This is a genomic window from Mesorhizobium sp. CA4 (genome assembly GCF_020165075.1).
Taxonomy (GTDB): Bacteria; Pseudomonadota; Alphaproteobacteria; order Rhizobiales; family Rhizobiaceae; genus Mesorhizobium.
Window position 1 is genome coordinate 74777 of sequence record NZ_JAIUHK010000003.1, and the last position, 25016, is coordinate 99792.

General features: G+C 63.8%; 20 protein-coding genes. 16 read left to right on the forward strand and 4 right to left on the reverse strand.

Annotated elements, in window-relative coordinates; all coding sequences use genetic code 11:
- Positions 1-24 precede the first annotated feature (24 nt).
- From LB528_RS03385 to LB528_RS03400, 4 genes are all read left to right on the forward strand, one after another.
- Positions 25-1935, forward strand: coding sequence for an ATP-binding protein (locus LB528_RS03385; protein ID WP_224713839.1), 1911 nt, complete (start codon positions 25-27; stop codon positions 1933-1935).
- Between the two features lie 222 nt (positions 1936-2157).
- Positions 2158-3456, forward strand: a complete 1299-nt coding sequence (locus tag LB528_RS03390) for a DUF6638 family protein (RefSeq protein ID WP_224713840.1) — start codon at positions 2158-2160, stop codon at positions 3454-3456.
- A 219-nt stretch (positions 3457-3675) separates the two neighbouring features.
- On the forward strand, positions 3676-4800 hold the full coding sequence (locus LB528_RS03395) for a DUF2333 family protein (protein WP_224713841.1): 1125 nt from the start codon (positions 3676-3678) through the stop codon (positions 4798-4800).
- Positions 4801-5109: 309 nt separating this feature from the next.
- Positions 5110-6789, forward strand: coding sequence for a formate--tetrahydrofolate ligase (locus LB528_RS03400; RefSeq protein ID WP_224713842.1), 1680 nt, complete (start codon positions 5110-5112; stop codon positions 6787-6789).
- Between the two features lie 74 nt (positions 6790-6863).
- On the opposite strand, the gene LB528_RS03405 is transcribed toward LB528_RS03400, so the two are convergent.
- The gene (locus LB528_RS03405) at positions 6864-7505 is read right to left on the reverse strand and encodes a cysteine hydrolase family protein (RefSeq protein WP_224713843.1); all 642 of its coding nucleotides are present in this window, start codon (positions 7503-7505) and stop codon (positions 6864-6866) included.
- A gap of 126 nt (positions 7506-7631) precedes the next feature.
- Between LB528_RS03405 and LB528_RS30145 the strand changes: the two genes are divergently transcribed.
- Positions 7632-8615 (forward strand): helix-turn-helix domain-containing protein, encoded by a 984-nt coding sequence (locus tag LB528_RS30145; protein WP_263487010.1) that lies wholly within the window; start codon positions 7632-7634, stop codon positions 8613-8615.
- Here LB528_RS30145 and LB528_RS03425 read toward each other — a convergent pair.
- Positions 8605-9162 (reverse strand): sugar O-acetyltransferase, encoded by a 558-nt coding sequence (locus LB528_RS03425; RefSeq protein ID WP_224518607.1) that lies wholly within the window; start codon positions 9160-9162, stop codon positions 8605-8607. The two genes, LB528_RS30145 and LB528_RS03425, sit on opposite strands and share 11 nt — an antisense overlap.
- A gap of 135 nt (positions 9163-9297) precedes the next feature.
- On the opposite strand from LB528_RS03425, the gene LB528_RS03430 reads away from it, so the two are divergent.
- The 5 genes from LB528_RS03430 (at position 9298) to LB528_RS03450 (ending at position 15759) form a co-directional block, all read left to right on the forward strand.
- On the forward strand, positions 9298-9759 hold the full coding sequence (locus tag LB528_RS03430; RefSeq protein ID WP_224518606.1) for a DUF4126 domain-containing protein: 462 nt from the start codon (positions 9298-9300) through the stop codon (positions 9757-9759).
- Positions 9756-11132 (forward strand): FAD-containing oxidoreductase, encoded by a 1377-nt coding sequence (locus LB528_RS03435; protein WP_224713844.1) that lies wholly within the window; start codon positions 9756-9758, stop codon positions 11130-11132. Before LB528_RS03430 ends, LB528_RS03435 begins: the two co-directional genes overlap by 4 nt.
- 182 nt (positions 11133-11314) lie before the next feature.
- Positions 11315-12370: a succinylglutamate desuccinylase/aspartoacylase family protein gene (locus LB528_RS03440; protein WP_224713845.1), complete on the forward strand. Its 1056-nt coding sequence runs from the start codon at positions 11315-11317 to the stop codon at positions 12368-12370.
- A 235-nt stretch (positions 12371-12605) separates the two neighbouring features.
- The gene (locus LB528_RS03445) at positions 12606-14795 is read left to right on the forward strand and encodes an anthranilate synthase (RefSeq protein WP_224713846.1); all 2190 of its coding nucleotides are present in this window, start codon (positions 12606-12608) and stop codon (positions 14793-14795) included.
- A 16-nt stretch (positions 14796-14811) separates the two neighbouring features.
- Complete coding sequence (locus tag LB528_RS03450; protein ID WP_224713847.1) at positions 14812-15759, forward strand: cation diffusion facilitator family transporter; 948 nt, start codon at positions 14812-14814, stop codon at positions 15757-15759.
- 113 nt (positions 15760-15872) lie between these two features.
- On the opposite strand, the gene LB528_RS03455 is transcribed toward LB528_RS03450, so the two are convergent.
- The gene (locus LB528_RS03455; RefSeq protein WP_224713848.1) at positions 15873-16973 is read right to left on the reverse strand and encodes a hypothetical protein; all 1101 of its coding nucleotides are present in this window, start codon (positions 16971-16973) and stop codon (positions 15873-15875) included.
- A gap of 193 nt (positions 16974-17166) precedes the next feature.
- Here LB528_RS03455 and LB528_RS03460 point away from each other — a divergent pair, with 193 nt between their 5' ends.
- From LB528_RS03460 to LB528_RS03480, 4 genes are all read left to right on the forward strand, one after another.
- Positions 17167-17601 carry a DsrE family protein gene (locus LB528_RS03460; RefSeq protein WP_224518601.1) on the forward strand — a complete coding sequence of 145 codons (435 nt, stop codon included), beginning with the start codon at positions 17167-17169 and terminating at the stop codon, positions 17599-17601.
- A 68-nt stretch (positions 17602-17669) separates the two neighbouring features.
- Positions 17670-18443, forward strand: coding sequence for an SDR family NAD(P)-dependent oxidoreductase (locus tag LB528_RS03465; RefSeq protein ID WP_224518600.1), 774 nt, complete (start codon positions 17670-17672; stop codon positions 18441-18443).
- Positions 18444-18495: 52 nt separating this feature from the next.
- Complete coding sequence (locus LB528_RS03470) at positions 18496-18807, forward strand: putative quinol monooxygenase (protein ID WP_224518599.1); 312 nt, start codon at positions 18496-18498, stop codon at positions 18805-18807.
- Between the two features lie 436 nt (positions 18808-19243).
- Entirely contained in the window at positions 19244-20008 is a 765-nt protein-coding gene (locus tag LB528_RS03480) for an SDR family NAD(P)-dependent oxidoreductase (protein WP_224518598.1), read from the forward strand.
- A gap of 34 nt (positions 20009-20042) precedes the next feature.
- Here the strand turns inward: LB528_RS03480 and LB528_RS03485 are convergent, their stop codons facing one another.
- Complete coding sequence (locus tag LB528_RS03485; RefSeq protein ID WP_224713849.1) at positions 20043-20930, reverse strand: LysR family transcriptional regulator; 888 nt, start codon at positions 20928-20930, stop codon at positions 20043-20045.
- A gap of 144 nt (positions 20931-21074) precedes the next feature.
- Here LB528_RS03485 and LB528_RS03490 point away from each other — a divergent pair, with 144 nt between their 5' ends.
- Both LB528_RS03490 and leuA read left to right on the forward strand, forming a co-directional pair.
- Positions 21075-22610 (forward strand): MFS transporter, encoded by a 1536-nt coding sequence (locus LB528_RS03490; RefSeq protein WP_224713850.1) that lies wholly within the window; start codon positions 21075-21077, stop codon positions 22608-22610.
- A 524-nt stretch (positions 22611-23134) separates the two neighbouring features.
- Positions 23135-24811, forward strand: coding sequence for a 2-isopropylmalate synthase (gene leuA, locus LB528_RS03495; RefSeq protein ID WP_411962094.1), 1677 nt, complete (start codon positions 23135-23137; stop codon positions 24809-24811).
- The last annotated feature ends 205 nt before the right edge of the window (positions 24812-25016 follow it).

A 25016-nucleotide genomic window follows, 5' to 3' on the forward strand; every position in this document is an offset into this window, starting at 1 on the left:
CCGTCAAACCGCGGAGCATCCTTCATGGACACCGGCCTGACAACGATCTCGGAAACGGCAATCGACAAGCACCGCGCGACCGCGCAGAGCTTCATCACCCGCATCATCGTGCTGGAGGACCCTTCGCGCGAATCCGGCACGGCGCTTGCCGGCACCAACCGCCGCTTCGTCTCGACCGTGTCGGTCGGCTCGGTGCGGCGCACGCGCGAGGTCGAGCTCACCAAGAGCGTTGCCGCGATCCATCCCGACGACCAGTTGATGACGATCCCGCAGCACACGCTGCTCTACCGCGCCCGGCGCGGCCTGGCGATCGCGCTCGCCATATCCGACGTCTTCGCCGAGGGCTCCGATCTCGAAAGCCTGCAGGCGAAAAACGTGCGTGCGCCGCTGGAAGGCGACGAGGCAGCCACCTTCAAGAAGCTTCTGTCGGCTTCGGCTTACGTCTCCGCCTTCAGTTTCGCCTCTTATTTGTTCCAGCTGATCGACAGCGACGGTGAGGCGCCGAACGACATCCCCGAGCCCGACTTCCTGTTCGACACGCCGCAGGACGCGGTGAAGTCGATCGTCGCCGGTCTCGACAAGGCGATCGTCGGCTCGAAGGATGACGCCGACCTGACGACGCGGGCGCGGGCCTTTGCCCGCCTCGCCATCGACGGGCTTCTGGCGCGAAAAGGCCGCTTCGACGGTATTGGCCCGTTCGAGAACGCCCATATCCGCATCGATGTCGACGATTTCACCCTCGACGGCTTCGACGTTGCGCCCGGCAAACGCGCCAAGCCGCCGGTGATGACCTTCAAGAAGCCGGAGGAAGTCGTCGGCAACCACATCGCCAAATATCAGTCGATCAAATTGGCCAAGATGCTGATGGCCTACGACTTCGAGCGCGAGCTGAACCCCTTCGTCGAGCTCGGCGGCTTCCTGTTCACCTTCATCGGCGACGGAGCGCCGGGCACCGGCAAGACGACGCTGATCCAGATGATTGCCGGCCTCGTCAATGGCTACTGCCAGGTCGCCAGCTATCCGTTCGCCTATGAGAATTTCGGCGTCGACCAGATCTCGTCCTATCAGGGCAAGTCGGGCCAGAACTGCCGCCAGTTCATCAACAATGTGCTCAATCCGCGCGTCATCGGCTTCGGCACCATCGACGACATCGATCAGGTGGCGGCGCGCCGCTCCGACGACCGTGCTTCGGCCGGCCAGCAGGAAATCACCGGCGTCCTGATGGACGCTTTCGCCGGCGCCTCGACGGTGGTCCGCGGCAACTGCTCCTTCGGCATGTTCTCCAACTATCCGGAAAATGTCGACGACGCGCTGCGCCAGCGCGCCGGCGCACGCTGGCTGGTCGACGGCCCGCAGACGCGCGACGACTATATCGACATCTTCGTGCTGCTCGCCGGCAAGAACCACAAGATTCCGCTCGGGGACCACGAGCTCTATGCCGCGCAGGAGATCCAGCGCGCCGTGGCCGAGGCCTATGAAGAGCACGAGAAGCCGCAGGAAGACGGGCTGATGAAGGTCTATGAGCGCTACATGAAGCAGAATGGCGCGCCGAAGACTATGGCCGATGTCGGCACCTATCTGCACATGATCAAGGACGCCGAGCCGCGCTTCACCGGCCGCGCCATCAAGAACGTCACCGACGCGATAAAAATGCGAGCCATGGACATCGAGCTTCCGGACGACTGGTTCGAGAAGCCGGAAGCCTTCATGCACAAGAGCTACGACGACAAGAAAGCGATGATCGAGGAACTGCGTGGGCCGTTCTCGATGGACATGGTCATGCAGGAGATCAACCGCTACGCCGATTCCGAATTCCGCTATTCCGACAAGTCGGATGATGCAGCAGTAGAAAAGCTCCTGCGCGACGCCAGGTTGCGCGAGCGCGCGGCGCGCGAAATGGAGGAGTTGAAGAAGAAGGGGGCGTGGAATGCGTGAGTTGCGCCTTCCCCTTCTCCCCTTGTGGGAGAAGGTGGATCGGCGCGATAGCGCCGAGACGGATGAGGGGTGTTCCAGCGGAGTGAGACGCTGGCATTCCCTGGAGCACCCCTCATCCGGCCGCTTCGCGGCCACCTTCTCCCACAGGGGGAGAAGGGAAGGCTGCGCCGCCCCTCATCCGCCCTCCCGGCACCTTCTCCCCGTAAACGGGGAGAAGGACAGGTGAAGAAAAACCCCGACCTCCTGCGCGACAACGACCTGATCTACGGCCGCTTGCTGACCGTGGACGAGCCGCATCTCATCCAGCGCTACAACAAGGCGCTTGCCGCTTTCGGTCTCGAGCCGACCAGGCTCAAGAGCTTCCAGATCGACCGCACCGGCTTCTCACCCGAAATCGCCGAGGAGTGCGGCGACTATGACTATCTCGATCCCAACGAGGTCAACCGCCGCTTCATCATCCTGACGCCGTCGCAGATCGACCTGCCGGTGGTGCACACCGCCTTCTCCAACACCTCGCAGCTGATGTTCGAGTTCATGTCGAAGAACCGGCGCGCCATCGACGCGCTGACCATCAAGGACGTCATCTACGGCGAGATCGAGGACTCGGTCCCCAAGGTCAACGACATCGAGGACCTGCTGTCGATCAACCAGGTCGAGTTCAAGGTGCTGTCGGCCGAAGACGTGCTGGGCAAGGCGGCCGAACTCGGCAAACTGGTCGACCGGCTGAAGCAGGAGCCCGGCGCCTGGCGCGACAATGCCATGCTCCAGCGCATGGTCGATCTTGCGAAGGTCTGCGGCGACATCCGCGAGAACGCGCTGGTGCCGGACCAGGTGATCTTCCGCCACAACGCCTACTGGACCAGCCATTTCGGCGGCCTCTATGTCTTCGTCGACCCCGATATGACGACGGTGATCAGCGACCCGGCCGCTCCCGGCTTCCGCCGCTCGCGGCCCTGGCAGGTGAGCTATCTATCGATTAACGATGCCGATAAGGTGTTCGGCTTCCTGGCCGCCACCGGCCGCCTCGACCTGCCGCGCGCCTCCTGGATCGAGACTTCCGGCTATCTCGAGCACCGGGCCGAAATGGTCGTGCGGGCGCTGATCCGCGACGCCGAGCCCAATCGCAATCTGACCGATGTCGACAAGGTCTGGCTGCAGACCTGGATCCTCGGCCATGCCGACCTGATCGCCAGCGACGGCAATTTCCCGTTCCTCAACGCCGCCAAGCGCGAGATCGCCCAACTCGGCCATCTCAAGATCGAGGACGTGCCGCCGCGCCAGCGCTTCCTGGTCGTGCGCGCCAAGCCCGATCACCCCGATGCCTGGCTAACCAACCAGCTGATCTCGGACTTCGTGCCGCAGGACTTCGTTTCGCGCTACGTCTTCAACAAGCCCGGCTTCTACAAGGATTATGACGGCTTCAGCGACGCCTGGCGAAGCCATGTTGTGGACGTTCTGAAAACCACATATTTGAAGGACAAGGTGGCGTTCCGCGCGCGCCTTTACGGTTTGCCTGACTAGAGCATGATTCCGAAAAGTGGGAACCGGTTTTCGGGGGAAATCATGCTCCAACAAAGAGTTAGATCAGGATGACGTTTCAACGAAACGTTATTCTGATCTAAAGCAATTCCAGGAAAAGTGTGGGCGGTTTTCCGCTCGGAATTGCGCCAAAACAAAGGGTTAGGGCAGATCGCCATTTCCCTTGAAACGATGAAATGCTCTAAGGGGGTGACGAGAGCCATGCTTGACCCGATCGTGAACTTCTTCACCCGGATCTTCCAATGGGTTGGTCGCGGTATCGGCTTCGCCATCGGCGTCATCCTGTGGCCGTTCATGTGGGTCGGCCGCTGGTACGGACGGCGTGGCTGGATACTGAAAGCCGTGGTCGGCCTTGCCCTCCTAGTGCTGATCGGCCTCTACGCCAATTTCTTCTACGCCACCCAGTGGTGGAACAATTTCAACCCGAACTATCCCGACACCTACACGTTCGAGAAGCGCAGCGTTTCCGCCGGCGAGCAGGTTTCGGCCGGCAGCGGCACCGACACGGCCAAGACCTGCGGCAACTCGGCGATCGCCCAGGTCGCCGCCGATCTGACGGATTTCAACGTCAATCAGAATGCCTGGGTCTCGTCGATGATCCTGTACAAGCTCGGCCTGTTCGGCATCAACTGGGACAACACGCCGTGGATGGACAACAAGGCCTCCTTCCAGCGCGGCATCAATCAGGCGGTGCGGCGCACCGCGACCGAGCTTGCCGACAATCTCGGCCGCGTGCGCACGACCTCGCAGATCGACGCCGACCTGCAGGACGCGCGCGGCAATCTGCAATTCGACGAATACACCTGGTATTTCGGCCTGAATCCGTTCGGGCCCAAGACGCCGACGCCGAGCTATTATCGCGACGCGGTGCGCAAGCTGCGCTCCTTCAACGCCCGTCTCGCCACTTGCCAGGCGACCTTCGACGCCCGCGCCGACAATCTCAAACAGTATATCGACCGCATCGCCAGCGACATCGGCTCGACCTCCGCCATCCTCAAGGAGCGCGCCGAAAACCACAACAATGGCTGGTTCGATACTCGCGCCGACGACCGCTTCTGGTTCGCCTATGGCCAGCTCTACGCCTATTACGGCCTGATGAAGGGCTCCCAGGCCGACTTCGAGGACGTGATCAAGGAAAAGCACCTGCAGAATCTGTGGGACACGATGGACCAGCAATTCGTCTCGGCGCTGCGCATCCAGCCCTTCATCATCGCCAACGGCCGCGAAGATGGCTGGCTGTTGCCGACGCACCTGACGACGATGGGCTTCTACATCCTGCGCGTGCGCTCCAACATGGTCGAGATCAGCAACGTGCTGACGCAATAGCGGCGTCTTAAGCCAAGACGGCGATGGTGGATTTGCGCCGTCGCCTCTGTCGCTTTTCGCGTATTCAGCGGCTGTTTTGAGACGGCGGAACGGCCTTCGCTCTGGCTTCTATACGCCGCAAGCGACCGGGGCCGAAGACCCGAACGGGTCGGACCGGGAACAGCAGTACTTTCTTTGCAGGAAACTTAGTTGCATGGAAGTTGACGCCGCGGCTGCGACAGGGTTAGAACTTGCCCTTGCGTCCGCGCGGCGTTTCGAACATGCACAGATGATCAAACCCTCCACCGTCCAATCCAGAGGAAAGCCGTCATGGCCGAAGTGAAGTCCGACATCGAGATCGCGCGCGGCGCCAGGAAGAAACCGATCCAGGAGATCGGCGCCAAGATCGGCATCCCGAACGAGCATCTCTTACCCTATGGCCACGACAAGGCGAAGGTCTCGGCCGAGTTCATCAAGTCGGTGAAGGGCAACAAGAACGGCAAGCTGATCCTTGTCACCGCCATCAACCCGACCCCGGCCGGCGAAGGCAAGACGACCACCACGGTTGGTCTCGGCGACGGCCTGAACCGCATCGGCAAGAAGGCGATCATCTGCATCCGCGAAGCCTCGCTCGGCCCGAATTTCGGCATGAAGGGCGGCGCCGCAGGCGGCGGCCTGGCCCAGGTCGTGCCGATGGACGACATGAACCTTCACTTCACCGGTGACTTCCACGCCATCACCACGGCGCACAACCTCCTTTCGGCGCTGATCGACAACCACATCTACTGGGGCAACGAGCTCGGCATCGATACCCGCCGCGTCGCCTGGCGCCGCGTCATGGACATGAACGACCGGGCGCTGCGTGAAATCATCTGCTCGTTGGGCGGCGTCGCCAACGGCTATCCGCGCGAGGCCGGCTTCGACATCACCGTGGCTTCCGAAGTGATGGCGATCCTGTGTCTCGCCACCGACCTCAAAGATCTCGAGAAGCGCCTCGGCGACATCATCGTCGCCTACCGCCGCGACAAGTCGCCGGTCTATGCCCGCGACCTCAAGGCCGACGGCGCCATGGCCGTGCTTTTGAAGGACGCCATCCAGCCCAACCTGGTGCAGACGCTGGAGAACAATCCTGCCTTCGTGCATGGCGGCCCGTTCGCCAACATCGCGCATGGCTGCAATTCGGTCGTCGCCACCACGACGGCGTTGAAGCTTGCCGACTATGTCGTCACCGAGGCCGGCTTCGGCGCGGATCTGGGTGCTGAAAAATTCTTCGACATCAAGTGCCGCAAGGCCGGGCTCCAGCCGGCTGCCGCCGTCATCGTCGCCACGGTGCGCGCCATGAAGATGAATGGCGGGGTCAAGAAGGAAGACCTCGGCAAGGAAAACATCGATGCGGTCAAGAAGGGCTGCCTCAACCTCGGCCGCCACATCGAAAATGTGAAGCAGTTCGGCGTGCCGGCCGTGGTGGCGATCAACCACTTCACCACCGATACCGAGGCCGAGATCCGGGCGATGAAGGATTTCGTCAAGGCGCAGGGCGCCGAGGCGATCCTATGCAAGCACTGGGCGCAAGGCTCGGCTGGCATTGAGGACCTCGCCAGGAAGGTCGTCGAAATCGCCGAATCCGGCGCCTCTCAGTTCTCGCCGCTCTATCCCGACGACATGCCGCTGTTCGACAAGGTCAACACCATCGTCAAGCGCATCTACCGCGGCGACGAGGCGATCGCCGACAAGTCGATCCGCGACCAGTTGCATGCCTGGGAACAGGCCGGCTACGGCAACCTGCCGGTCTGCATGGCCAAGACCCAGTACTCCTTCTCGACCGACCCTAACCTGCGCGGCGCGCCGACCGGCCATACGGTGCCGATCCGCGAGGTCCGGCTCTCGGCCGGCGCCGGCTTCGTCGTCATCATCTGCGGCGAGATCATGACGATGCCGGGGCTTCCCAAGTCCCCGTCTTCGGAAAAGATCTTCCTCAACGAGCAGGGCCAGATCGAAGGACTGTTCTAAACACCCTTCAGGCCGGAAACGATCAAGGGCGCCGTCTCATCGCGGCGCCCTTTCTATTCCGGAGTTCAACGGAGCTAGGCAGCGTTTCGCTGCAAGGCCCGCTGGTTCGATGCATAGATCGTGTCGCGCTCGGGCAGCCTCCCGGTCTTCAGGCAATCGACCCACTCGGCGGTCTTCAACACCGCGGCGAAGCGCGACTGCAGAACCACGCTCACCACCCGGTGTATGTCCTCGGCCGATGCAAAGCCGGCGCTGTTGGCGTAAGGCACCGAGCCGCTGGCATCCGAAAGGAACTCGACCGCAAAGCCCATATGCACCGCATGGATGATGGTCGACAGATCGCAATTGTGCGTCATGTAGCCGACAACCGCGATCGTATCGATGGCGTTGGCGCGCAACCAGTCTTCAAGATCCGTGCCGGTGAAGGCCGAAGGCAGCGTCTTTTCGATGTAGTGGTCGCGGCCGCGCCTGGCGATCTCGGGATGCAACTCGCCGCCATGGCTGTCCTTGGCGAAGATCGGCGAAGTCTCGGGCGCCATCTGCTTGACGACGACGATCTTGATGCCGGCCGCCGCGGCGGCATCCATGGCGCGCGCAACATTGGCGACGGTCTCGTTGAAGGGCGGATGCTGGATGGCGAGACTACCGCCATTGTAGTCGTTCTGGACATCGACGACGACTAACGCGCGGCGCGGCTGGGTGGCTGGTGCTGACATGGCGGTTTTCCTTTCGACCAGGTTGAGGGCGCAAAGCTAGGCGGATGTTTCAGGCCGAGAAAGTGTCCCGATTGACAACGATCGAAAGAATTGGGACATTCGGCTTCCAACGGAACGATGTCTGCCATGAAGAACCCGATCATCGCCGCTGTCGCTTTCGACGGTATCAGTCCATTCCATCTCTCCGTGCCTTGCCTGGTGTTCGGCGCCGATCGAACCAAGCTTGGGCTGCCGCGCTTCGACTTCCGCGTCTGCGCGATGGAGAAGGGACCCGTTCATACCGATGCCGGGCTGAGCATCGTCGTGCCACATGGGCTTTCGGCGCTCGAGGAGGCCGACATCGTCATCATCCCGAGCTGGAAGGATCTCGAGGATCCCCTGGCCGCGCCGTTCAAGGATGCTCTGCAACGCGCGCATCGGCGTGGCGCTTTGATCGTGGGCTTGTGCCTCGGCACCTTCGCCATTGCCGGCGCCGGATTGCTTGCCGGGCGCAAGGCGACGACCCACTGGGCCTATACGGATCGGTTGCGGAAGCTTCATCCTGACATCGCGATCGACGCCGACGTGCTCTATGTGGACGAGGGCGACATCGTCACCTCGGCCGGCGTCGCCGCCGGGCTCGACTGCTGTCTGCACATCGTGCGCGCTCACTATGGCACGGAGGCCGCCCTTCGGCTTGCCCGCCATGTCGTGCTCTCGCCGCACCGGCAGGGCGGGCAGGCGCAGTTCATCGAGCGCCCGCTAGCGCCGACGCCGAACGCCGACCGCTTCGCCAAGACCCTCGATGAAGTGCGGGCATCGCTCGGCGAAGTCCACAGCCTGGACAGTGTCGCTGAAGCAGCGGGCCTTACCCGCCGCACCTTCACGCGCCGTTTCCAGAAAACCACCGGCACCAGCTTCGGCGACTGGCTCGCCGACCAACGCGTAGCACTTGCGCAAAGGCTGCTGGAACAGACGGACAAATCGATGGACATCGTCGCCTTCGAAGCTGGCTTCGGCAGCGCCACCTCGCTGCGCCAGCACTTTGCCGCGCGGCTCAGAACCTCCCCGAGGCAGTACCGGCGCGAGTTTTCCCGAAGCACCAAGGCGCCAGACGGACTCAGCCTCTAGTAACGGCCCGTGCCGGGTTGCCGACGACGGTCGCATTGGCCGGCACGTCGCGGGTCACCACAGCGCCCGCGCCGACGATGGCGCCCTCGCCTATGCTGACGCCAGCGAGGATTACCGCGCTGCCACCGATCCAGGCATTGTCGCCAATCGTTACGGCTTTTGCGATCTCCAGCCCGGCCAGCCGGCCCGCAGCTTCGCGATGATGCTCGGCGCAGTAGATCTGCACATTGGGCCCGAGCATCGTCCCCTTGCCGATGCGCACCGGCGCCGTGTCGAGGATGGTGCAGCCAGCATTGAGGAAGACGCCATCGCCAAGGAACAGGTTGAAGCCATAGGCGCAGTGGAACGGCGCCTCGATGCGCGCCCCCTCGCCCGCGCCACCGAGCAGCGCCTGCAGGGCCGGAGCGATATCGCCGCGCTGCCGGGGCGGCAGGCTGTTGTGCTCGAACACCGCATCGCGCGCGGCGATGCGCAACGCCTCCAGCTCATCGTCGATGCAGGTGTACCATTCGCCCGCCGCCATCTTTATGCGTTCGCTTGTCGTCATGGTGGCATCTCCAGATTTTTCGTCTGCTGCCAAAGCATAATCGATCGTCTGGCAAAAGCCCCGTAGCCAAACGCCCGGCTTGTGCTAGCCTGCCGTTGCGAGACCATGCGACGGTCTCGTTTGAGGGGGGCGATCATGCTTTACATTCTTGCATTGCTGATAGGCGTCATTGCCGGCCTGCGCGCCATGACGGCGCCCGCCGCCGTCGCCTGGGGTTCTTATCTCGGCTGGCTGCCGGTCACAGATACTTGGGCGAGCTTCATGGGCCACTGGATTGCTGTCGGCAGCTTCACCATCCTGGCCATCGTCGAGCTGATCGCCGACCAACTGCCGTCAACGCCGAGCCGCAAGGTACCGCCACAGTTCGGCACGCGCATCGTCGTCGGCGCCTTCTGCGGCGCGGTGATCGGCGCGACCGCCGGCGCCACCATCGGCGGCCTGGTCGCCGGCGCGATCGGCGCGGTGATCGGCACGCTGGGCGGCGCCGAAGCACGCGGCCGGCTCGCGGCCGCCTTCGGCAAGGATCAGCCCGCCGCCTTCATCGAGGATGCTGTCGCCGTCGTCGGCGGGCTGCTCATCGTGGCGGCCGTCGCATGAGCGCAAAGAGCTTCGACGCCATCGTCATCGGCGCCGGCCAGGCCGGCCCGCCGCTGGTCGGCCGCCTCGAGGCCGCCGGCATGAAGGTTGCGCTGATCGAGCGCAAGTTCATCGGCGGCACCTGCGTCAACACCGGTTGCATGCCGACCAAGGCGATGGTGGCGAGCGCCTATGCCGCGCATCTCGCCCGCCGCGCTGCCGATTATGGCGTCGCGCTCTCCGGCCCCGTCGGCGTGGACTACAAGGGCATCAAGGCGCGCAAGGACAAGGTCACCAACGACGCCCGCGGCAATCTCGAAAAATGGATCGCCGGCATGAAGGGCTGCACGCTTTATCTCGACCATGCGCGTTTCGAATCCGCCGACACGGTGCGCGTCGGCGACGAGCTGCTCACCGCGCCAAAGATTTTCCTCAACACCGGCGGCCGCGCCTCGGTGCCCGATCTGCCCGGCGTCAACGACATACCCTATCTCACCAATTCCTCGATCATGGATCTCGATGTGTTGCCCAGCCATCTGATCGTCGTCGGCGGCAGCTACATCTCGCTGGAATTCGCGCAGATGTTTCGCCGCTTCGGCTCCGAGGTCACGGTGATCGAGAAGGCGCCGCGGCTGACCGGCCGCGAGGATGAGGACACCTCCGCCGCCATCCAATCGATACTCGAAAACGAAGACATCACCGTCCATGTCGGCGCGGACGACATCGCCTTTGTCAGGCAAGGCAATGGGATCGCCGTCACCTTCGCCGCCGGCAAGCCGCCGGCGGTCGGCTCGCATGTGCTGCTGGCGCTGGGGCGCACGCCCAACACCGACGATCTCGGCCTGGACAAGGCCGGCGTCGCGGTCGACCAGCGCGGCTACATCATTGTCGACGACCAGTTGCGCACGAATGTGCCGGGCATCTGGGCGATGGGCGACTGCAACGGCAAGGGCGCCTTCACCCACACCTCCTACAACGACTTCGAGATCGTCGCCGCCAATCTGCTCGATAATGATCCGCGCAAGGTCAGCGACCGCATCGAGGCCTATGCGCTCTACATCGACCCGCCGCTTGGACGCTGCGGCATGACGGAAGCCGCCGTGAAGAAATCCGGCCGCCGCGCGCTGATCGGACAGCGGCCGATGACGCGTGTCGGCCGCGCGGTCGAGAAGGGCGAGACGCAAGGCTTCATGAAAATCCTGGCCGATGCCGATACCGGCGAAATCCTCGGCTGCTCGGTGCTTGGGCCAGGCGGCGACGAGGCGATCCACTGCGTGCTCGACCTCATGTACGCGAAGGCGCCGATCTCGAGGCTGGCGCGCGCCATGCACATCCACCCGACCGTCTCGGAGTTGCTGCCGACCATCGTCCAGGATCTGAAGCCGCTGGAGTAGAGCAATTCCAGGAAAGGGCGCAGCGGTTAGGCTCGGCGACTTCGCCGTAGCAAGGCTCGGCGCCGTAGCAAGGCTTGGCCTCTTCGCCGTACCCGCTCTCGCCGACAGCCCGGCGCCGCTGGACCACTCGACAGCCGATCCGCAAACATGCATTTGGTGGCCTCTTCATTCGGAGGCCCCCCATGCAGAAGACGATCGAACGCATCGCCGGCGACAGCGAGGGTGTCGTTTACGAATTTCCGATCTTGCGTTTCGAGGGCAGGGACAAGGCGGCTCCTTCCGCCTATCTGCAGGCGGCGCTGCATGCCGGCGAGCTGCCGGGCGTCGTTGCCATCGACGCGCTGATGCCTATGTTGGCCAAGGCGGAGGCCGAGGGACGCATCAAGGGTCCGATCACCATCGTGCCCTGGGCCAACCCGATCGGCCGCGCGCAATATCATTTCGGCGAGCACCAGGGCCGCTTCAATCTCGGCACCCGCACCAACTTCAACCGCTCCTTTCCGTTGCTTGCGGCGCCCGACGCCAGGCTTCTGCCGGATGTCAGCCTCGGCGGCGCCGATCGCCGGTTGAAGAACCGGCTCGTCCAGCTCTCGCTCGGTAACGACATCGTCCTTGACCTCCACTGTGACGACGAAGGTCTCGCCTATCTCTACATCCACACCAGCCTTTGGCCGCATATGGCCGATTGCGCGGCCGCCATGGGCGCCGAAGCCGTCCTGCTGTGGAGCGAGGACAATACCGGCACGTTCGAAGGCGCCTCGATCATGCCCTACCAGAACGCGCCCGCGGGCATCGCGCGCTTCGATCGCCGCGCCGTCACCACGGTCGAATATCGCGGCATACTCGACGTCGACGCCGCCCTCGCCGCGTCGGATGCCGCGGGACTCTACCGCCTGCTGGTGACGCGCGGCGTCGTTCAGGATTCATCCGTGCCGAAATTCGAGAAATTTTCCGGACCGGTCGTACCGCTGGAAAACATCGACATGATGCCCTCGCCCAAGGCCGGCGCGATCCTTTACGACGTCAAGCCCGGCGACCGCGTCAAGAAGGGCGACAGGTTGGCGACGATCGTCCATGCGCCCGGCGAGGCCGGCGGCCGCACGGAAGTGTTTGCCCCGCAATCGGGCTTCATCCTCACCCGCCGCTCGCGCCGCATCATCCGCGCCGGCGAGGATCTTCTGAAGCTCGCCGGCGACGCCAGGAGCGGCGACGCACGCTCCGGCACGCTGGAAGACTGAGGCTGTGCGTTCGGCATCGGCGTGAAATCCAGTTGCATGGACCACCATTCGCCGCTATGGGAGTCGCCATGAACATGCGTTCGAACAAGACCGTTTGGTGGTGGGCTCGCTGACAGCGGCCTGTTCGTGCGTGTGCGCGTGAAAAAGAGGGTGGCCGCAGCGGAATGTCCGGGCGGCCATTTGTTTTTTAACGCCATTCCCGGGTCCGTTGCCCAAGACGCTGATGGAGACGGCAATGACGATTAAAGTTCTGGACAACGGGGCCGAGCGCTTCGTCACCGCGGGCGGCGTGACGATCACCCGCGAGCGGCACGACCGGCCCTATGAAGGCGCGATCGATGCCTATGTCGACGGTCTGAATTCGCGCCGTGGCGCCGTGTTCTCCTCCAACTACGAATATCCGGGCCGCTACACGCGCTGGGATACGGCCATCATCGATCCGCCGCTGGTGATTTCCGCGCGGGGACGCACGATGCGCATCGAAGCGCTGAACAAGCGCGGCGAAGTGTTGCTGCCGGTGATCGGCAAGGCGCTTGGCGAACTCAGCGAAGTGACGATCGTCGAAACCTCGAAGACGCTCATCCGCCTCGATGTCGCCAAACCCGGTCGCGTCTTCACCGAGGAGGAACGCAGCCGCGTTCCGTCCGTGTTCACGGTGCTGCGCGCTATCACCGCGCTGTTCAAGGCCGCCGAGGACGCCAATCTCGGCCTTTACGGCGCCTTCGGCTACGACCTCGCCTTCCAGTTCGATCCTGTCGAGTACAAGCTCGAGCGCAGAGAAAGCCAGCGCGACCTCGTGCTGTTCCTGCCCGACGAGATCCTCGTCGTCGACCACTATTCGACCAAGGCCTGGACCGACCGCTACGATTATTCCGGCGAAGGCTTTTCCACCGAAGGCATGGCCCGCGATGCCCAAGTCGAGCCGTTCAAGACCGCCGACCGTATCCCGCCGCGCGGCGACCACGAGCCGGGCGAATATGCGAACCTGGTGCGGCGCGCCATGGAGAGCTTTAAGCGCGGTGACCTGTTCGAGGTCGTGCCTGGCCAGATGTTTTACGAGCGCTGCGAGAGCCAGCCTTCCGACATCTCGCGCAAGCTGAAGTCGATCAACCCCTCGCCCTATTCCTTCTTCATCAATCTCGGCGAAAACGAATATCTGATCGGCGCCTCGCCGGAAATGTTCGTGCGCGTCAATGGCCGCAGAGTCGAGACCTGCCCGATCTCGGGCACCATCAAGCGCGGCGACGACGCCATTTCCGACAGCGAGCAGATCCTGAAGCTGCTCAACTCGAAGAAGGATGAGTCCGAGCTCACAATGTGCTCGGATGTCGACCGCAACGACAAGTCGCGCGTCTGCGAACCCGGCTCGGTGCGCGTCATCGGCCGCCGCCAGATCGAGATGTATTCGCGCCTGATCCACACCGTCGATCACATCGAGGGACGGCTGCGCGAAGGCATGGACGCCTTCGACGCGTTTCTCTCACATGCCTGGGCGGTCACCGTCACCGGCGCGCCGAAGCTGTGGGCCATGCGCTTCATCGAGCAGAACGAGAAGAGCCCGCGCGCCTGGTATGGCGGGGCGATCGGCATGGTCAACTTCAACGGCGACATGAACACCGGGCTCACCTTGCGCACCATCCGCATCAAGGACGGTATCGCCGAGGTGCGCGCCGGCGCCACGCTGCTCTTCGACAGCGTGCCCGAGGAAGAAGAAGCCGAAACCGAACTGAAGGCATCCGCCATGCTCTCCGCCATCCGCGACGCCAAGACCGGCAACGCCACGGGAACCGAGCGCACCACCGCGCGCGTCGGCGACGGCGTCAACATCCTGCTCGTCGACCACGAGGACTCCTTCGTCCACACCCTGGCCAACTATTTCCGCCAGACCGGCGCCAACGTTTCCACCGTGCGCACGCCGGTGCCGGAGGAGGTCTTCGAGCGGCTGCGGCCCGACCTGGTCGTGCTGTCGCCCGGCCCTGGCACCCCGAAGGATTTCGACTGCGCCGCCACCATCCGACGAGCCCGCAGCCGCGACCTGCCGATCTTCGGCGTCTGCCTCGGACTGCAGGCGCTGGCCGAAGCCTATGGCGGCGAGCTTAGGCAGTTGCATATCCCCATGCATGGCAAGCCGTCGCGCATCCGCGTTTCGAAGCCCGGCATCATCTTCTCAGGACTGCCCAAGGAAGTGACCGTCGGCCGCTATCACTCGATCTTCGCCGACCCGGTGCGCCTGCCCGACGGCTTCGTGGTCACCGCCGAGACCGAGGACGGCATCATCATGGCCTTCGAGCACCGCAAGGAGCCGATCGCAGCGGTGCAGTTCCATCCTGAATCGATCATGACGCTCGGCCACAATGCCGGCATGCGCATCATCGAGAACATCGTCGCGCATCTGCCGCGCAAGGCCAAGGAAAAGGCCGCCTGAGAGGCGGCGCGTTGGGATGAACGCGGCAATGACGCTGACGACGGCGCAAGCAAAAGCCGCGACCAGGCAGAAGGTCGCAAGGCTCGCCTTCTGGTCGATCGTCGTCGCCGGCGTCGTCCTCGCCCTTAAGCTTGCCGCATGGTACATCACCGGCTCCGTCGCGCTCTATTCCGATGCGCTGGAATCGATCGTCAACGTGATTGCGTCGGCCGCTGCCTTCTGGGCGGTCCAGGTCAGCTACAAGCCGGCCGACCAGGACCATCCCTTCGGCCATCACAAGGCCGAATATTTCTCGGCCGTGCTCGAAGGCGTGCTGATCGTCGTCGCAGCCCTGCTCATCCTCAACGAGGTCTGGCGGTCCTGGCAGCATCCGGCCCCGCTGGAACAGCCTTGGGAAGGCCTTGCCGTCAACGGCGCCGCGACCGTGGTCAATGCGATTTGGGCCTTCACGCTGATCCGCGCCGGGCGAAACGCGAGATCCCCTGCTCTGGTAGCCGACGGTCAGCACATCATGACCGACGTCGTGACGTCGGTGGGCGTGTTCGGTGGTCTTGTCGGCGCAGTGCTGACCGGCTGGCAGATCCTCGATCCGGCGCTGGCAGTGATCGTCGCGCTCAACATCCTGTGGCAAGGCTGGCATGTGATCGGCTCGTCGATGAACGGCCTGATGGACCGCGCCGTCGACACCCAGGAACACATGCAGATCCGCGACATCATCTCGGCCAATTCGAAAGGCGCGCTCGAAGTGCATGACCTGAAGACGCGCATTGCCGGCCGCGCCACCTTCATCGAGTTCCATCTCGTCGTCGACGCCGACATGACCGTCGGCGCCAGCCATGTCATCTGCGACCGCATCGAGGATGCGCTGAAGGCCGAGATCCCCTCGGTGCGTGTCACCATCCATGTCGAGCCGGACGACGAGGCCAAGCTGCCGAAAGGCACCACGGCGGTGCCTTTCGCCTGACGATGCCAGCATGGCAGACGTTGGAGATTGGTCGGAGCGTCTCAACTTCGTCATTCTAGGGTCTTCGCGACGGAGCTTCGCTCCTGCTCCGCCCTAGAATGACGAAGCGCTGGTCACGGCGCACAGGCCGACTGCGGCATGGGGTTCAGGCGGTAGACCTTGTCGTCGGATTTCGTCTTGCCCTCCGCCGCCTTCGAGCAGAGATCGACAATTGCCACCGCATTGTTGGGGTTCGCGACCATCATTGTGCCGTTGGCGCCCCGCTTGAGGAAAATCTCCTTCTGCGAGATGTCGCAGGAAAAGTCGCTCATCTTCGAACTGGCCGAACAACGCCACTGGTCGGCCTCGCCCTGGCAGGAATAGGTCTGCATGACCTTTTTCCCCTTCTGCCTCGTCGTCACCGAAACGGCGATATCCGCCCCATCCGGCCAGTTCGCGGCATCGCCGCCGGCGGCGAACGAGGCAAGCTCTATCGGTCCGCGGAAAACGCGGATCGATTGTGTCAGCTGGTTGGGACGCGACGTCAGATGCGCATCGTCGTAATCGCGTCCGAAGCAGAAGGGCTGATTGGGCTTCAGCCGCACGCGCAGCGGGTCGCCAAGCGCCGGGTCGATGGGATCGATGCGCGCGAACTCCGCCTTGCATGTCTCGGCCGGCATCGGGTCCAGCTTGAAATTGTCGTCCTCACTGCCCAGCGCCTGCTTGTTGTACTCGGCCTTGCCGAGATCCTCCTCAGCGCCGGCGTCGAGATACACATCAGGCTGTACGTTGGAGAGGAGTAGCCGGCCTTTGTCGTCGACATTCAGCGAGGCGAGCGTGCGGTCGCATTCCATGCCGCAGCGGATGCCGCTTGCGATGTCGCCCGGGTCCTCCTTATTGCACCAGCCAGCCGCCCAGTCCGGCTTCTTGGCGCCGCGCACCGTGGTGGTGAGAAAGCCGTTATAAGCGGCGTCCGACATCGTGCTCGGCTCCTCGTTCGGCCGGCTGACCGGGTCGTGGCCATAGTAGAAGAAGATGCGCGCCACCTTCTGGTGCGGACGCGCCTTCAGATGGGCGGCATCGTAAACGCGGCCGAAGCAGGCGTCGGCGCCGGTCGGGCTGAGCTCGGGAAGCTTGGGCGGTTGTTCGGCGCGCGCCGCGCCGGCAAAAGCGGCAAGGGCAGCGCAAAGCACCGCGCCCGCCATGGCCCTCCCCACAACGGTCCTCGATGCCATATGATCCCTCCTCCCGCCGACAGGACTGGCTTGATGCTAGAGCAATTCCGGGAAAAATGTGAGCAGTTTCCGTTCGGAATTGCGTTAAAACAAGGAGATAGGGCGTTTCGCCGTTTCCGTGAGACGCAGTAATCTAGGAGCATCGCCCGGACCATGCAAAATTCTGCGAACGGGTAAGGCAAGGGAGGACAGGATGCTGCGCCGTGACATTTTTCGTGCCGGTCTCGCAGGCGCCGCGGGCCTGCTCGGTCTGAGCCGTGCAAATGCGGCAACGCCTGAGGGAAGGCTGAAAGTCGCCTATCACCTCAGCGACGCCGACAAGGTCAGTTTCGTCCTCGGCAACATCAAGAACCACTATGAAGGCACCGGCGGCAACGTCGAGATCGTGCTTGTGGTGCACGGTCCGGCTCTGGCCGCCTTTAAGTCGAAGGGCGCTTCCGGCGCTGTTTCCAGCCGCTTCGCCGGCCTTGTCCAGCGGGGACTCGTCCCGCAAGCCTGCAGCAATACCCTGCACGGCATGGATATCACACTGACCGACCTGCTGGCGGGCTTCCAGCTTGCCGAGAAAGGCGGCGTCGTGAAGCTCGCCGAACTGCAACACCAGGGCTATCTCTATCTCAGGCCCTGAGCGCGACCGGGCTTGAACGGCAGGCCGGCAATGGCCTACGAAGGATGGCAACCCGGAGGCCAGCCGACATGACAACACTTGCCATCCCCGATCTTGCCGGAAAGGCGGTGCTGGTCACCGGTGCTTCGACCGGCATAGGCGCAGCACTTGTTCGTGCCTACGCGGCGCAGAAGTGCCGTGTCGCGCTGCACTACAATGCGAGCCGCGAGGCCGCCGAGAACCTGGCCGGGTCCATCCGCGACGATGGCGGCGAGGTGTTTCTGGTCCAGGGTGACTTTTCGAAACCTGCCGATGTCGAACGCGTCGTCGAGGAGAGCGCAAACCATTTCGGCCGGCTCGACGGGCTGGTCAACAATGCCGGCGGCATGCTTGGCCGCGTCGCCTATGCCGAGCAGGACGAAGCGCACTACGACGCGGTGATGGACCTCAATGCGCGCTCTGTCCTGACCGCCTCGCGCAAGGCGATACCATGGCTGAAGCGCCAGGGCGGCTTCATCATCAACACCACCTCGATCGCCGCCCGCAACGGCGCCGGCGGCGGCGCCGGCCTTTACGGGTCGTCGAAGGCCTTCGTCTCCAACGTGACGCGCGGCATGGCCAAGGAACTGATCGGCTTCGGCATCCGCGTCAACGCGGTGGCGCCGGGCACCATCCTGACGCCCTTCCACGAACGCTATTCGAGCGCCGAGCAGATCAAGGCCATGGTCGCCACCATTCCGCAAGGGCGCGCCGGAACGCCCGAGGATTGCGTCGGCGCCTATCTGTTCCTGTCATCCGATCTGCTGAGCGGCTACATCATCGGCCAGGTGATCGAGGTGAATGGCGGCCAGTTGATGCCGTGAGCTGGCGATTGCCTACTTCATGCAGCGTGCAACCTGGAGGGAGAGCAAGGGCATGTACGGACTGATCGGCAAGATGCGGGCGGCGCGCGGCCAGCGCGATGCGGTCATGGAGGTGCTGCGCGAAAGCACCGCCGCGCTTCCCGGCTGCCTGAGCTACATCATCGCCACCGATCCGGCCGACGCCGACGCGATCTGGGTTACCGAAGTGTGGACCGACCAGGCGAGCCACAAGGCCTCGCTGCAATTGCCCGAAGTCCAGGCGGCGATCGCCAAGGCGCGTCCCTTCATCGCCGGCTTCGAATTCCAGATCGAGACCCAGCCCGTGGGTGGCTTCGGCCTTCCTGCCCCAGAAAAGGCTGGCTGACGAGGACAGCTTTGTCGTTTGCTTGGAGCACCTGATGCGGACCGTGCATCCATCATGCGAAGACCAATTTATCACGTCTTGTAGGCCAAACCGCTGGAGGTGAGCCGTTTATCAACACCAAGGCAGGCAAGCCGCTGGTTGGCCGCTCTTCCTCGGTGTGGTGATAGCGACCGTCGCCGTCTCCGCACAACGTCGACCTCTGCTTCGTCATGGCCCTGCAGTCGGCGCGCTTCCGGGTCGTGCTGCTCATTGGGCCAAGCGGAGCCAGACTGGTGGCGCGAAACGTCGGGGCCTGATCCGGGCTATCCAATGCCAAAGGAATTCCAGGAAAAATACTCAGCGGCTTTCCGTCCAGAATTGCGTAAAACAGAAATCAGAGGAGGTCAGCAATCCTATCAGGATGCTGAATTGCTCTAAAGGGAACGGAGGAGTGCCCATGGAACGCCGTCAGAATGCCGTCGACCTGTCTGGCCGCATCGCCGTGGTGACGGGCGGCGCGCAAGGTATCGGCTTTGCGGTCGCCCGGCGCCTCCTGTCGTCAGGCGCCGGCGTCGCCATCTGGGACGTCGACCAGGCCGCGATGCGCAAAGCTGCTGCCGAACTCGCCGCGCTCGGCCGCGTTGAAGCGATCCTGTGCGACCAGTCGCAAATCGAGGCCGTCGATCGCGCCGCCGCCGAGACCGAGCGGACGCTCGGTCCCGTCGATCTCCTCGTCAACAATGCCGGCATTGCCGGGCCGGCGGCGACGGTGGCGGACTACGACCCCGCCGCCTGGCGCCAGATCGTCGACATCGACCTCAACGGCGTCTTCTATTGCTGCCGGCGCCTGGTGCCCGGCATGGTCGCGCGCAATTACGGCCGCATCGTCAACATCTCGTCGGTGGCCGGCAAGGAAGGCAATCCGAATGCCGCCGCTTATTCCGCTGCAAAAGCCGGCGTGCTGGCGCTGACCAAATCGCTCGGCAAGGAACTTGCCGGACACGACATCGCCGTCAACGCGTTGACGCCCTCGCCCGCCCGCACCCGCATCCTCGAGCAGCTCACCGAGGCGCAGGTCGCCTACATGCTCGGCAAAGTGCCGCGCGGCCGCTTCGTCGAGGTCGAGGAGGCGGCCGCCATGGTCGTCTTCATGCTGTCGGACGAGAACTCCTTCACCACCGGCGCGACTTTCGATCTCTCCGGCGGCCGCGCGACCTACTGACCATCCCCGCGGACCTTCATTTGGATTGCCGGGCCTATCGCCCCGCCGCAAGCCTTTCGGACAGGAAATCGACGAAGACCCGAACCTTCGGCGAAAGATGGCGATTGGACGGCCACAGCATGCGAAACTGACCGCGTCCGTCGACATGCTCGTCGAGTACGGTGCGCAGCCTGCCGTCATGCAGCGCCTCCCGCACCAGGAAATCGGGCATGCAGGCGATGCCGAGACCGGCAATCGTGGCGCCCTTCAACGCCTCCATGTTGTTGCAGGTCAGCATCGAACGGATCTGCGGCGCGGCGCTCCCGGTCATGAACGGCCAGTTGAGCAGCCTGCCGCTGTTGAGAAAACGGAAATGTATGCCGAAATGGGCCGCGAGATCCGCCGGCGTGCCGGGAGTGCCATGCCGATCGAGATACGACGAGGCTGCGCACAAGATCATGCGAAAAGGCGCAACGGGCCTCGATACCAATCGTGAATCGGGCAGCTCGCCGCTTCGGATCGCGACGTCGATACCCTCTTCGACGACGTCGACGATGCGATCGTTGAAATCGATATCGAGCTCGATTTCCGGATATCGCGCCATGAATTCCGACAGCACCGGCAAAAGCAGATGATAGGTGACGATGGGGGTTGAGATGCGCAGCCGGCCATGCGGCGTTTCGCGTGTCCGCGACAGCATCGCCTCCGCATCGTCGATATCGTCTAGGATGCGGCGCACCCGCTCATTGAACAGCTTGCCCTCCTCTGTCAGGCCGATACGCCGCGTGCTCCGCTGCAGGAGACGCACGCCGAGTTCCTGCTCGAGCCGGGCGACGCTCTTGCCGACCGCGGAGGCGGAAATACCGAGCGCTTGTCCGGCGGCGACGAAACTGCCCAGCTCGGCGGTGCGGGCGAAGGCCAGAAGGCCGTTGAGGCGATCCATGGTGAACCTATTCGAGCGTTTTGCTCCGAGATGAACGGAGATTTAATACTATTTTGCCGGAAATGTCGCCGCCCTATCTTGCCGTTGCGATCGGCTGTGCCGGTCAGGACCTGCCGGTAAATCCCGCCTCGGATAGGAAAATCCATGACTTTGATGACCAGAACCGGCCCGGCCGGCAGATGGCTTGTGCTGCTGTCGGTTTGTCTTGCCGCCATGACGATGCCGTTGAGCTTTACCGGCCCAGCCGTGGGGCTTTCGCGCATTGCCGCCGATCTCGGCGGCAATCCGATCGAACTCAATTGGATGACCAATAGCTTCATGCTGACCTTCGGCGCCGGCTTGATGGCCGCCGGAGCATTGGCCGACAACCTTGGCCGCAAGCGGATCTTCCTCGCCGGCCTTGCCACCTATGTGCTTGCCGCGCTGGGCTGCATGCTGGCGCCAGACATCGTCTGGTTCGACCTGTTCAGGGCCCTCCAAGGCATAGGCGGCGCGGCCGCTTTCGCCGGCGGTGCCTCCGCGCTCGCGCAGGAATTCGACGGGCAATCGCGTTTGCGGGCCTTCAGTTTCCTTGGCACCAGCTTCGGCATCGGCCTTGCCTTCGGCCCTGTTGCCTCTGGCCTGCTCATCGACGCATTCGGCTGGCGCGCGATCTTTCTTCTCGTGGCGGCACTTGGCTTTGCCGCCGCCGCGCTTGGCCAGCGCACCGTCGCCGAATCCCGCGACCCGAATGCATCCGGGCTCGACTGGGCGGGAGCCGGCACCTTCACCGTCGCGCTCGCCGCGCTGACCTACGGCGTGCTTCAGGCGCCGCAGAGCGGTTGGGCCAACCCCTTGGTTATCGCCCTTCTCGGCGTGGCAGTCATCGGCTTTGCGGCCTTCGTCATTGTCGAGCGGCGGGTGCGCCGGCCGATGCTGGATCTGACGCTGTTTCGCTTTCCGCGTTTCGTCGGCGTGCAGTTCCTGGCAGCCGCCCCTGCCTATGCCTTCGTCGTCCTGCTCGTGCTCCTGCCGATCCGCTTCATCGGCATCGAGGGGATGAGCGAGATCAAGGCGGGAGAATTGATGATCTGCCTGTCCGGGCCGCTGCTGATCTTGCCGCTGCTGGCCGGCCAGGTGGCACGCTGGATCGCCCCGGCCACAATCTGCGGTGTGGGCCTCCTCGTCGCCGCGGCCGGCCTGGTCTGGCTCAGTCGTGTGCCCGTGGCGGACAACGCGCTGGTGGCCCCGCTGGTCTTGATCGGCATCGGCATCGCCTTGCCCTGGGGGCTGATGGACGGACTCGCCGTCAGCGTCGTGCCGAAGGAACGCGCCGGCATGGCGGTCGGCATCTTCAACACCACCCGCGTCGCCAGCGAGGGCGTGGCCCTGGCGATCGTCATGGCGACCTTGTCCGGTTTCACCGGCACGCAGCTTGGCTGTCAGGCGCTGGTCTGGCCCGCCGAAGCGGCCGCGGCGGCCCAGCTGCTGGCAACCGGCAACATCGCCGGAGCGGCGCAACATCTGCCGACGGCTGGCGCCACGGTCCTCATCCAGGCCTATGAAACTGCTTTCGACCGACTGCTCGTCTTGCTGGCGACCATCACCGTGCTTACGGCCATCGTCGTCTTCCTCGGCCTGCGTCGCGGATCGGCGCCGGAACAAGACGTCGCTCCCGTCCCCGCCTGCCAGGAAGGTTAACCGAGGCCAAACCTGCGCCGGTGGACGCCCCCTCCCCGGAACTTCGCTCGGTAGCCAAGCCTTCAGGCCAAGTCTGGCGCATTTGCGATCCGTGGGGAAGACGCCGGTGCCGGCGACGGGACCAGGCTCGGCGCAGTCGCCCCTGTGTCCCGCTTGCCTCCGACGAGCCGCTCCTGTAAGAGAGCCGCCATGACCACGCGCGTCCGCTCCGTCGCCTTCTCTCGCACCGGCTTTGCCGGCGAGACCGCGCGCGCGCTCGCCTCGACCCTGCTTCTTCTCGGCCTTATCGGCGATCGCCGGGTTCGCTGAAGGAGCGCCCGGCGGTCGAAACCGCCGCTTAAGGCGCATGCTCCTTGGCCAGACTTTGGCAAAGTCACATCAAGCGAACGATTTTTTGGTAGAGGCGACGCTCGCCACCCATCCGCCTGAAGCGGGCATGCGGGCCGCCGGGAGAAACGACGATGAACGCACGAGAAGAAATCCGCGCCGGCGAGGCTGAAAGCCGGAAGCGCGCGGCCGGCCACATGCCGGATGCAGCACGTAAATACCAATCCTACCCGACGGTCGGCCTGACCGACCGCACCTGGCCGAACAAGATCATTGACAAGGCGCCGATCTGGTGCTCGGTCGACCTGCGCGACGGCAATCAGGCGCTGATCGATCCGATGGGTCATGAACGCAAGGCGCGCATGTTTGCGCTGCTCCTCGACATGGGCTTCAAGGAAATCGAGATCGGCTTCCCCTCGGCTTCGCAGACGGATTTCGATTTTGCCCGCTGGTGCATCGAGGAAGGCGGCGTGCCCGCCGACGTGTCGCTCCAGGTGCTGGTGCAGTGCCGGCCCGAGCTGATCACGCGGACCTTCGAGGCGCTCAAGGGCGCGCACCGCCCGATCGTGCATTTCTACAATTCGACCAGCGAGCTGCAGCGCCGCGTCGTTTTCGAAAAGGACGTCGCAGGCATCAAGCGCATCGCCACCGACGCCGCCAAGATGATCACCGACATGGCCGCCAACGCCGGCGGTGGCTACCGCTTCGAATATTCGCCCGAAAGCTTCACCGGCACCGAGCTCGAAGTCGCGCTGGAGATCTGCAACGCGGTCACCGAGATCGTGAAGCCGACGGCCGACAACAAGCTGATCATCAACCTGCCGTCGACGGTCGAGATGTCGACGCCCAACGTCTATGCCGATCGCATCGAGTGGATGTGCCGCAACCTCGACGCCAGAGAGAACCTGATCGTCTCGCTGCATCCGCACAACGACCGCGGCACCGGCATCGCCACCACCGAGCTCGGCCTGATGGCCGGCGCCGACCGCGTCGAGGGCACGCTGTTCGGCAATGGCGAGCGCACCGGCAATGTCGATATCGTCACGCTGGCGCTCAACATGTTCACCCAGGGCGTCGATCCGCAACTGGACTGCTCCGACATCAACCGGATGAAGGACGTCTACGAATATTCGAACCAGCTGAAGATCCCGGAACGTCACCCTTATGTCGGCGAGCTGGTCTACACGGCTTTCTCCGGCTCGCACCAGGATGCCATCAACAAGGGCATGAAAGCTCTGAAGAAGGCCAATACCCCCATCTGGGAAGTGCCCTATCTGCCGATCGATCCGGCTGATGTCGGCCGCACCTATGAGGCGATCATTCGCATCAATTCGCAGTCGGGCAAGGGCGGCATCGCCTATGTGCTGCAGGCGGATTACGGCCTCAATTTGCCGCGCAATCTGCAAATCGAGTTCAGCCAGGCGATCCAGGCGATCACCGATGCGGAAGGCAAGGAAGTGCCTGCCAGGCGCATCCACGAACGTTTCCTCGAAACCTATGTCGACCAGCCCGGCGCGCGATTGAAATTCCTCGACCATCGCACCTTCCCCGATACCGAGGTGAAGGGCCGGCGTATCGTGGAGGCGGAGATCCTCGACAACGGCAAGGAAATGACCATCACCGGCTCGGGCACCGGCCCCATCGACGGCTTCGTCGATGCGCTCTCGCGCCATGTCGGTGTCGACATGTCGGTGCTCGACTATTCCGAGCATTCCCTGCAGCGCGGATCCAACGCCTCGGCGATCTCCTATGTCGAAATGGAGTATCCGGGCGGCAAGCTGTTCGGCGCCGGCATCAACACCAACATCGTCGCCGCCTCGCTGGAAGCCGTTGTTTCGGCCGCCAACCGCATCGTCGGCCGCCGGAGCAGCTGATGTGAAGCGATCCGGCTCGGCGACAGGCTGACCGGGTGGATCTGTCTGCAGCGTGGCGCATTCCAGCTTGCGCCACGCTGCAGAAGCGGACGCGAACCTGCCATTCGTTAACCGCCGGAGGAATTTCCGGTGGCTTACGCGATCGCATAATAGAAGCATCCTTGTGCGCCGGCGCGAGCGCTATATTATCGCGCCCTAACCTGTG

What these genes read in the sequence shown, in the direction of transcription:
- LB528_RS03395 (WP_224713841.1), top strand. Translation starts at nt 3,676, where the DNA reads ATGCTTGACCCGATCGTGAACTTCTTCACCCGGATCTTCCAATGGGTT.
- LB528_RS03445 (WP_224713846.1), top strand. Translation starts at nt 12,606, where the DNA reads ATGACGATTAAAGTTCTGGACAACGGGGCCGAGCGCTTCGTCACCGCG.
- LB528_RS03460 (WP_224518601.1), top strand. Translation starts at nt 17,167, where the DNA reads ATGCTGCGCCGTGACATTTTTCGTGCCGGTCTCGCAGGCGCCGCGGGC.
- LB528_RS03440 (WP_224713845.1), top strand. Translation starts at nt 11,315, where the DNA reads ATGCAGAAGACGATCGAACGCATCGCCGGCGACAGCGAGGGTGTCGTT.
- LB528_RS03435 (WP_224713844.1), top strand. Translation starts at nt 9,756, where the DNA reads ATGAGCGCAAAGAGCTTCGACGCCATCGTCATCGGCGCCGGCCAGGCC.
- LB528_RS03470 (WP_224518599.1), top strand. Translation starts at nt 18,496, where the DNA reads ATGTACGGACTGATCGGCAAGATGCGGGCGGCGCGCGGCCAGCGCGAT.
- LB528_RS03490 (WP_224713850.1), top strand. Translation starts at nt 21,075, where the DNA reads ATGACTTTGATGACCAGAACCGGCCCGGCCGGCAGATGGCTTGTGCTG.
- LB528_RS03430 (WP_224518606.1), top strand. Translation starts at nt 9,298, where the DNA reads ATGCTTTACATTCTTGCATTGCTGATAGGCGTCATTGCCGGCCTGCGC.
- LB528_RS03455 (WP_224713848.1), bottom strand. Translation starts at nt 16,973, where the DNA reads ATGGCATCGAGGACCGTTGTGGGGAGGGCCATGGCGGGCGCGGTGCTT.
- LB528_RS03400 (WP_224713842.1), top strand. Translation starts at nt 5,110, where the DNA reads ATGGCCGAAGTGAAGTCCGACATCGAGATCGCGCGCGGCGCCAGGAAG.
- LB528_RS03485 (WP_224713849.1), bottom strand. Translation starts at nt 20,930, where the DNA reads ATGGATCGCCTCAACGGCCTTCTGGCCTTCGCCCGCACCGCCGAGCTG.
- LB528_RS03405 (WP_224713843.1), bottom strand. Translation starts at nt 7,505, where the DNA reads ATGTCAGCACCAGCCACCCAGCCGCGCCGCGCGTTAGTCGTCGTCGAT.
- LB528_RS03385 (WP_224713839.1), top strand. Translation starts at nt 25, where the DNA reads ATGGACACCGGCCTGACAACGATCTCGGAAACGGCAATCGACAAGCAC.
- LB528_RS03465 (WP_224518600.1), top strand. Translation starts at nt 17,670, where the DNA reads ATGACAACACTTGCCATCCCCGATCTTGCCGGAAAGGCGGTGCTGGTC.
- LB528_RS03425 (WP_224518607.1), bottom strand. Translation starts at nt 9,162, where the DNA reads ATGACGACAAGCGAACGCATAAAGATGGCGGCGGGCGAATGGTACACC.
- leuA (WP_411962094.1), top strand. Translation starts at nt 23,135, where the DNA reads ATGCCGGATGCAGCACGTAAATACCAATCCTACCCGACGGTCGGCCTG.
- LB528_RS03480 (WP_224518598.1), top strand. Translation starts at nt 19,244, where the DNA reads ATGGAACGCCGTCAGAATGCCGTCGACCTGTCTGGCCGCATCGCCGTG.
- LB528_RS03450 (WP_224713847.1), top strand. Translation starts at nt 14,812, where the DNA reads ATGAACGCGGCAATGACGCTGACGACGGCGCAAGCAAAAGCCGCGACC.
- LB528_RS30145 (WP_263487010.1), top strand. Translation starts at nt 7,632, where the DNA reads ATGAAGAACCCGATCATCGCCGCTGTCGCTTTCGACGGTATCAGTCCA.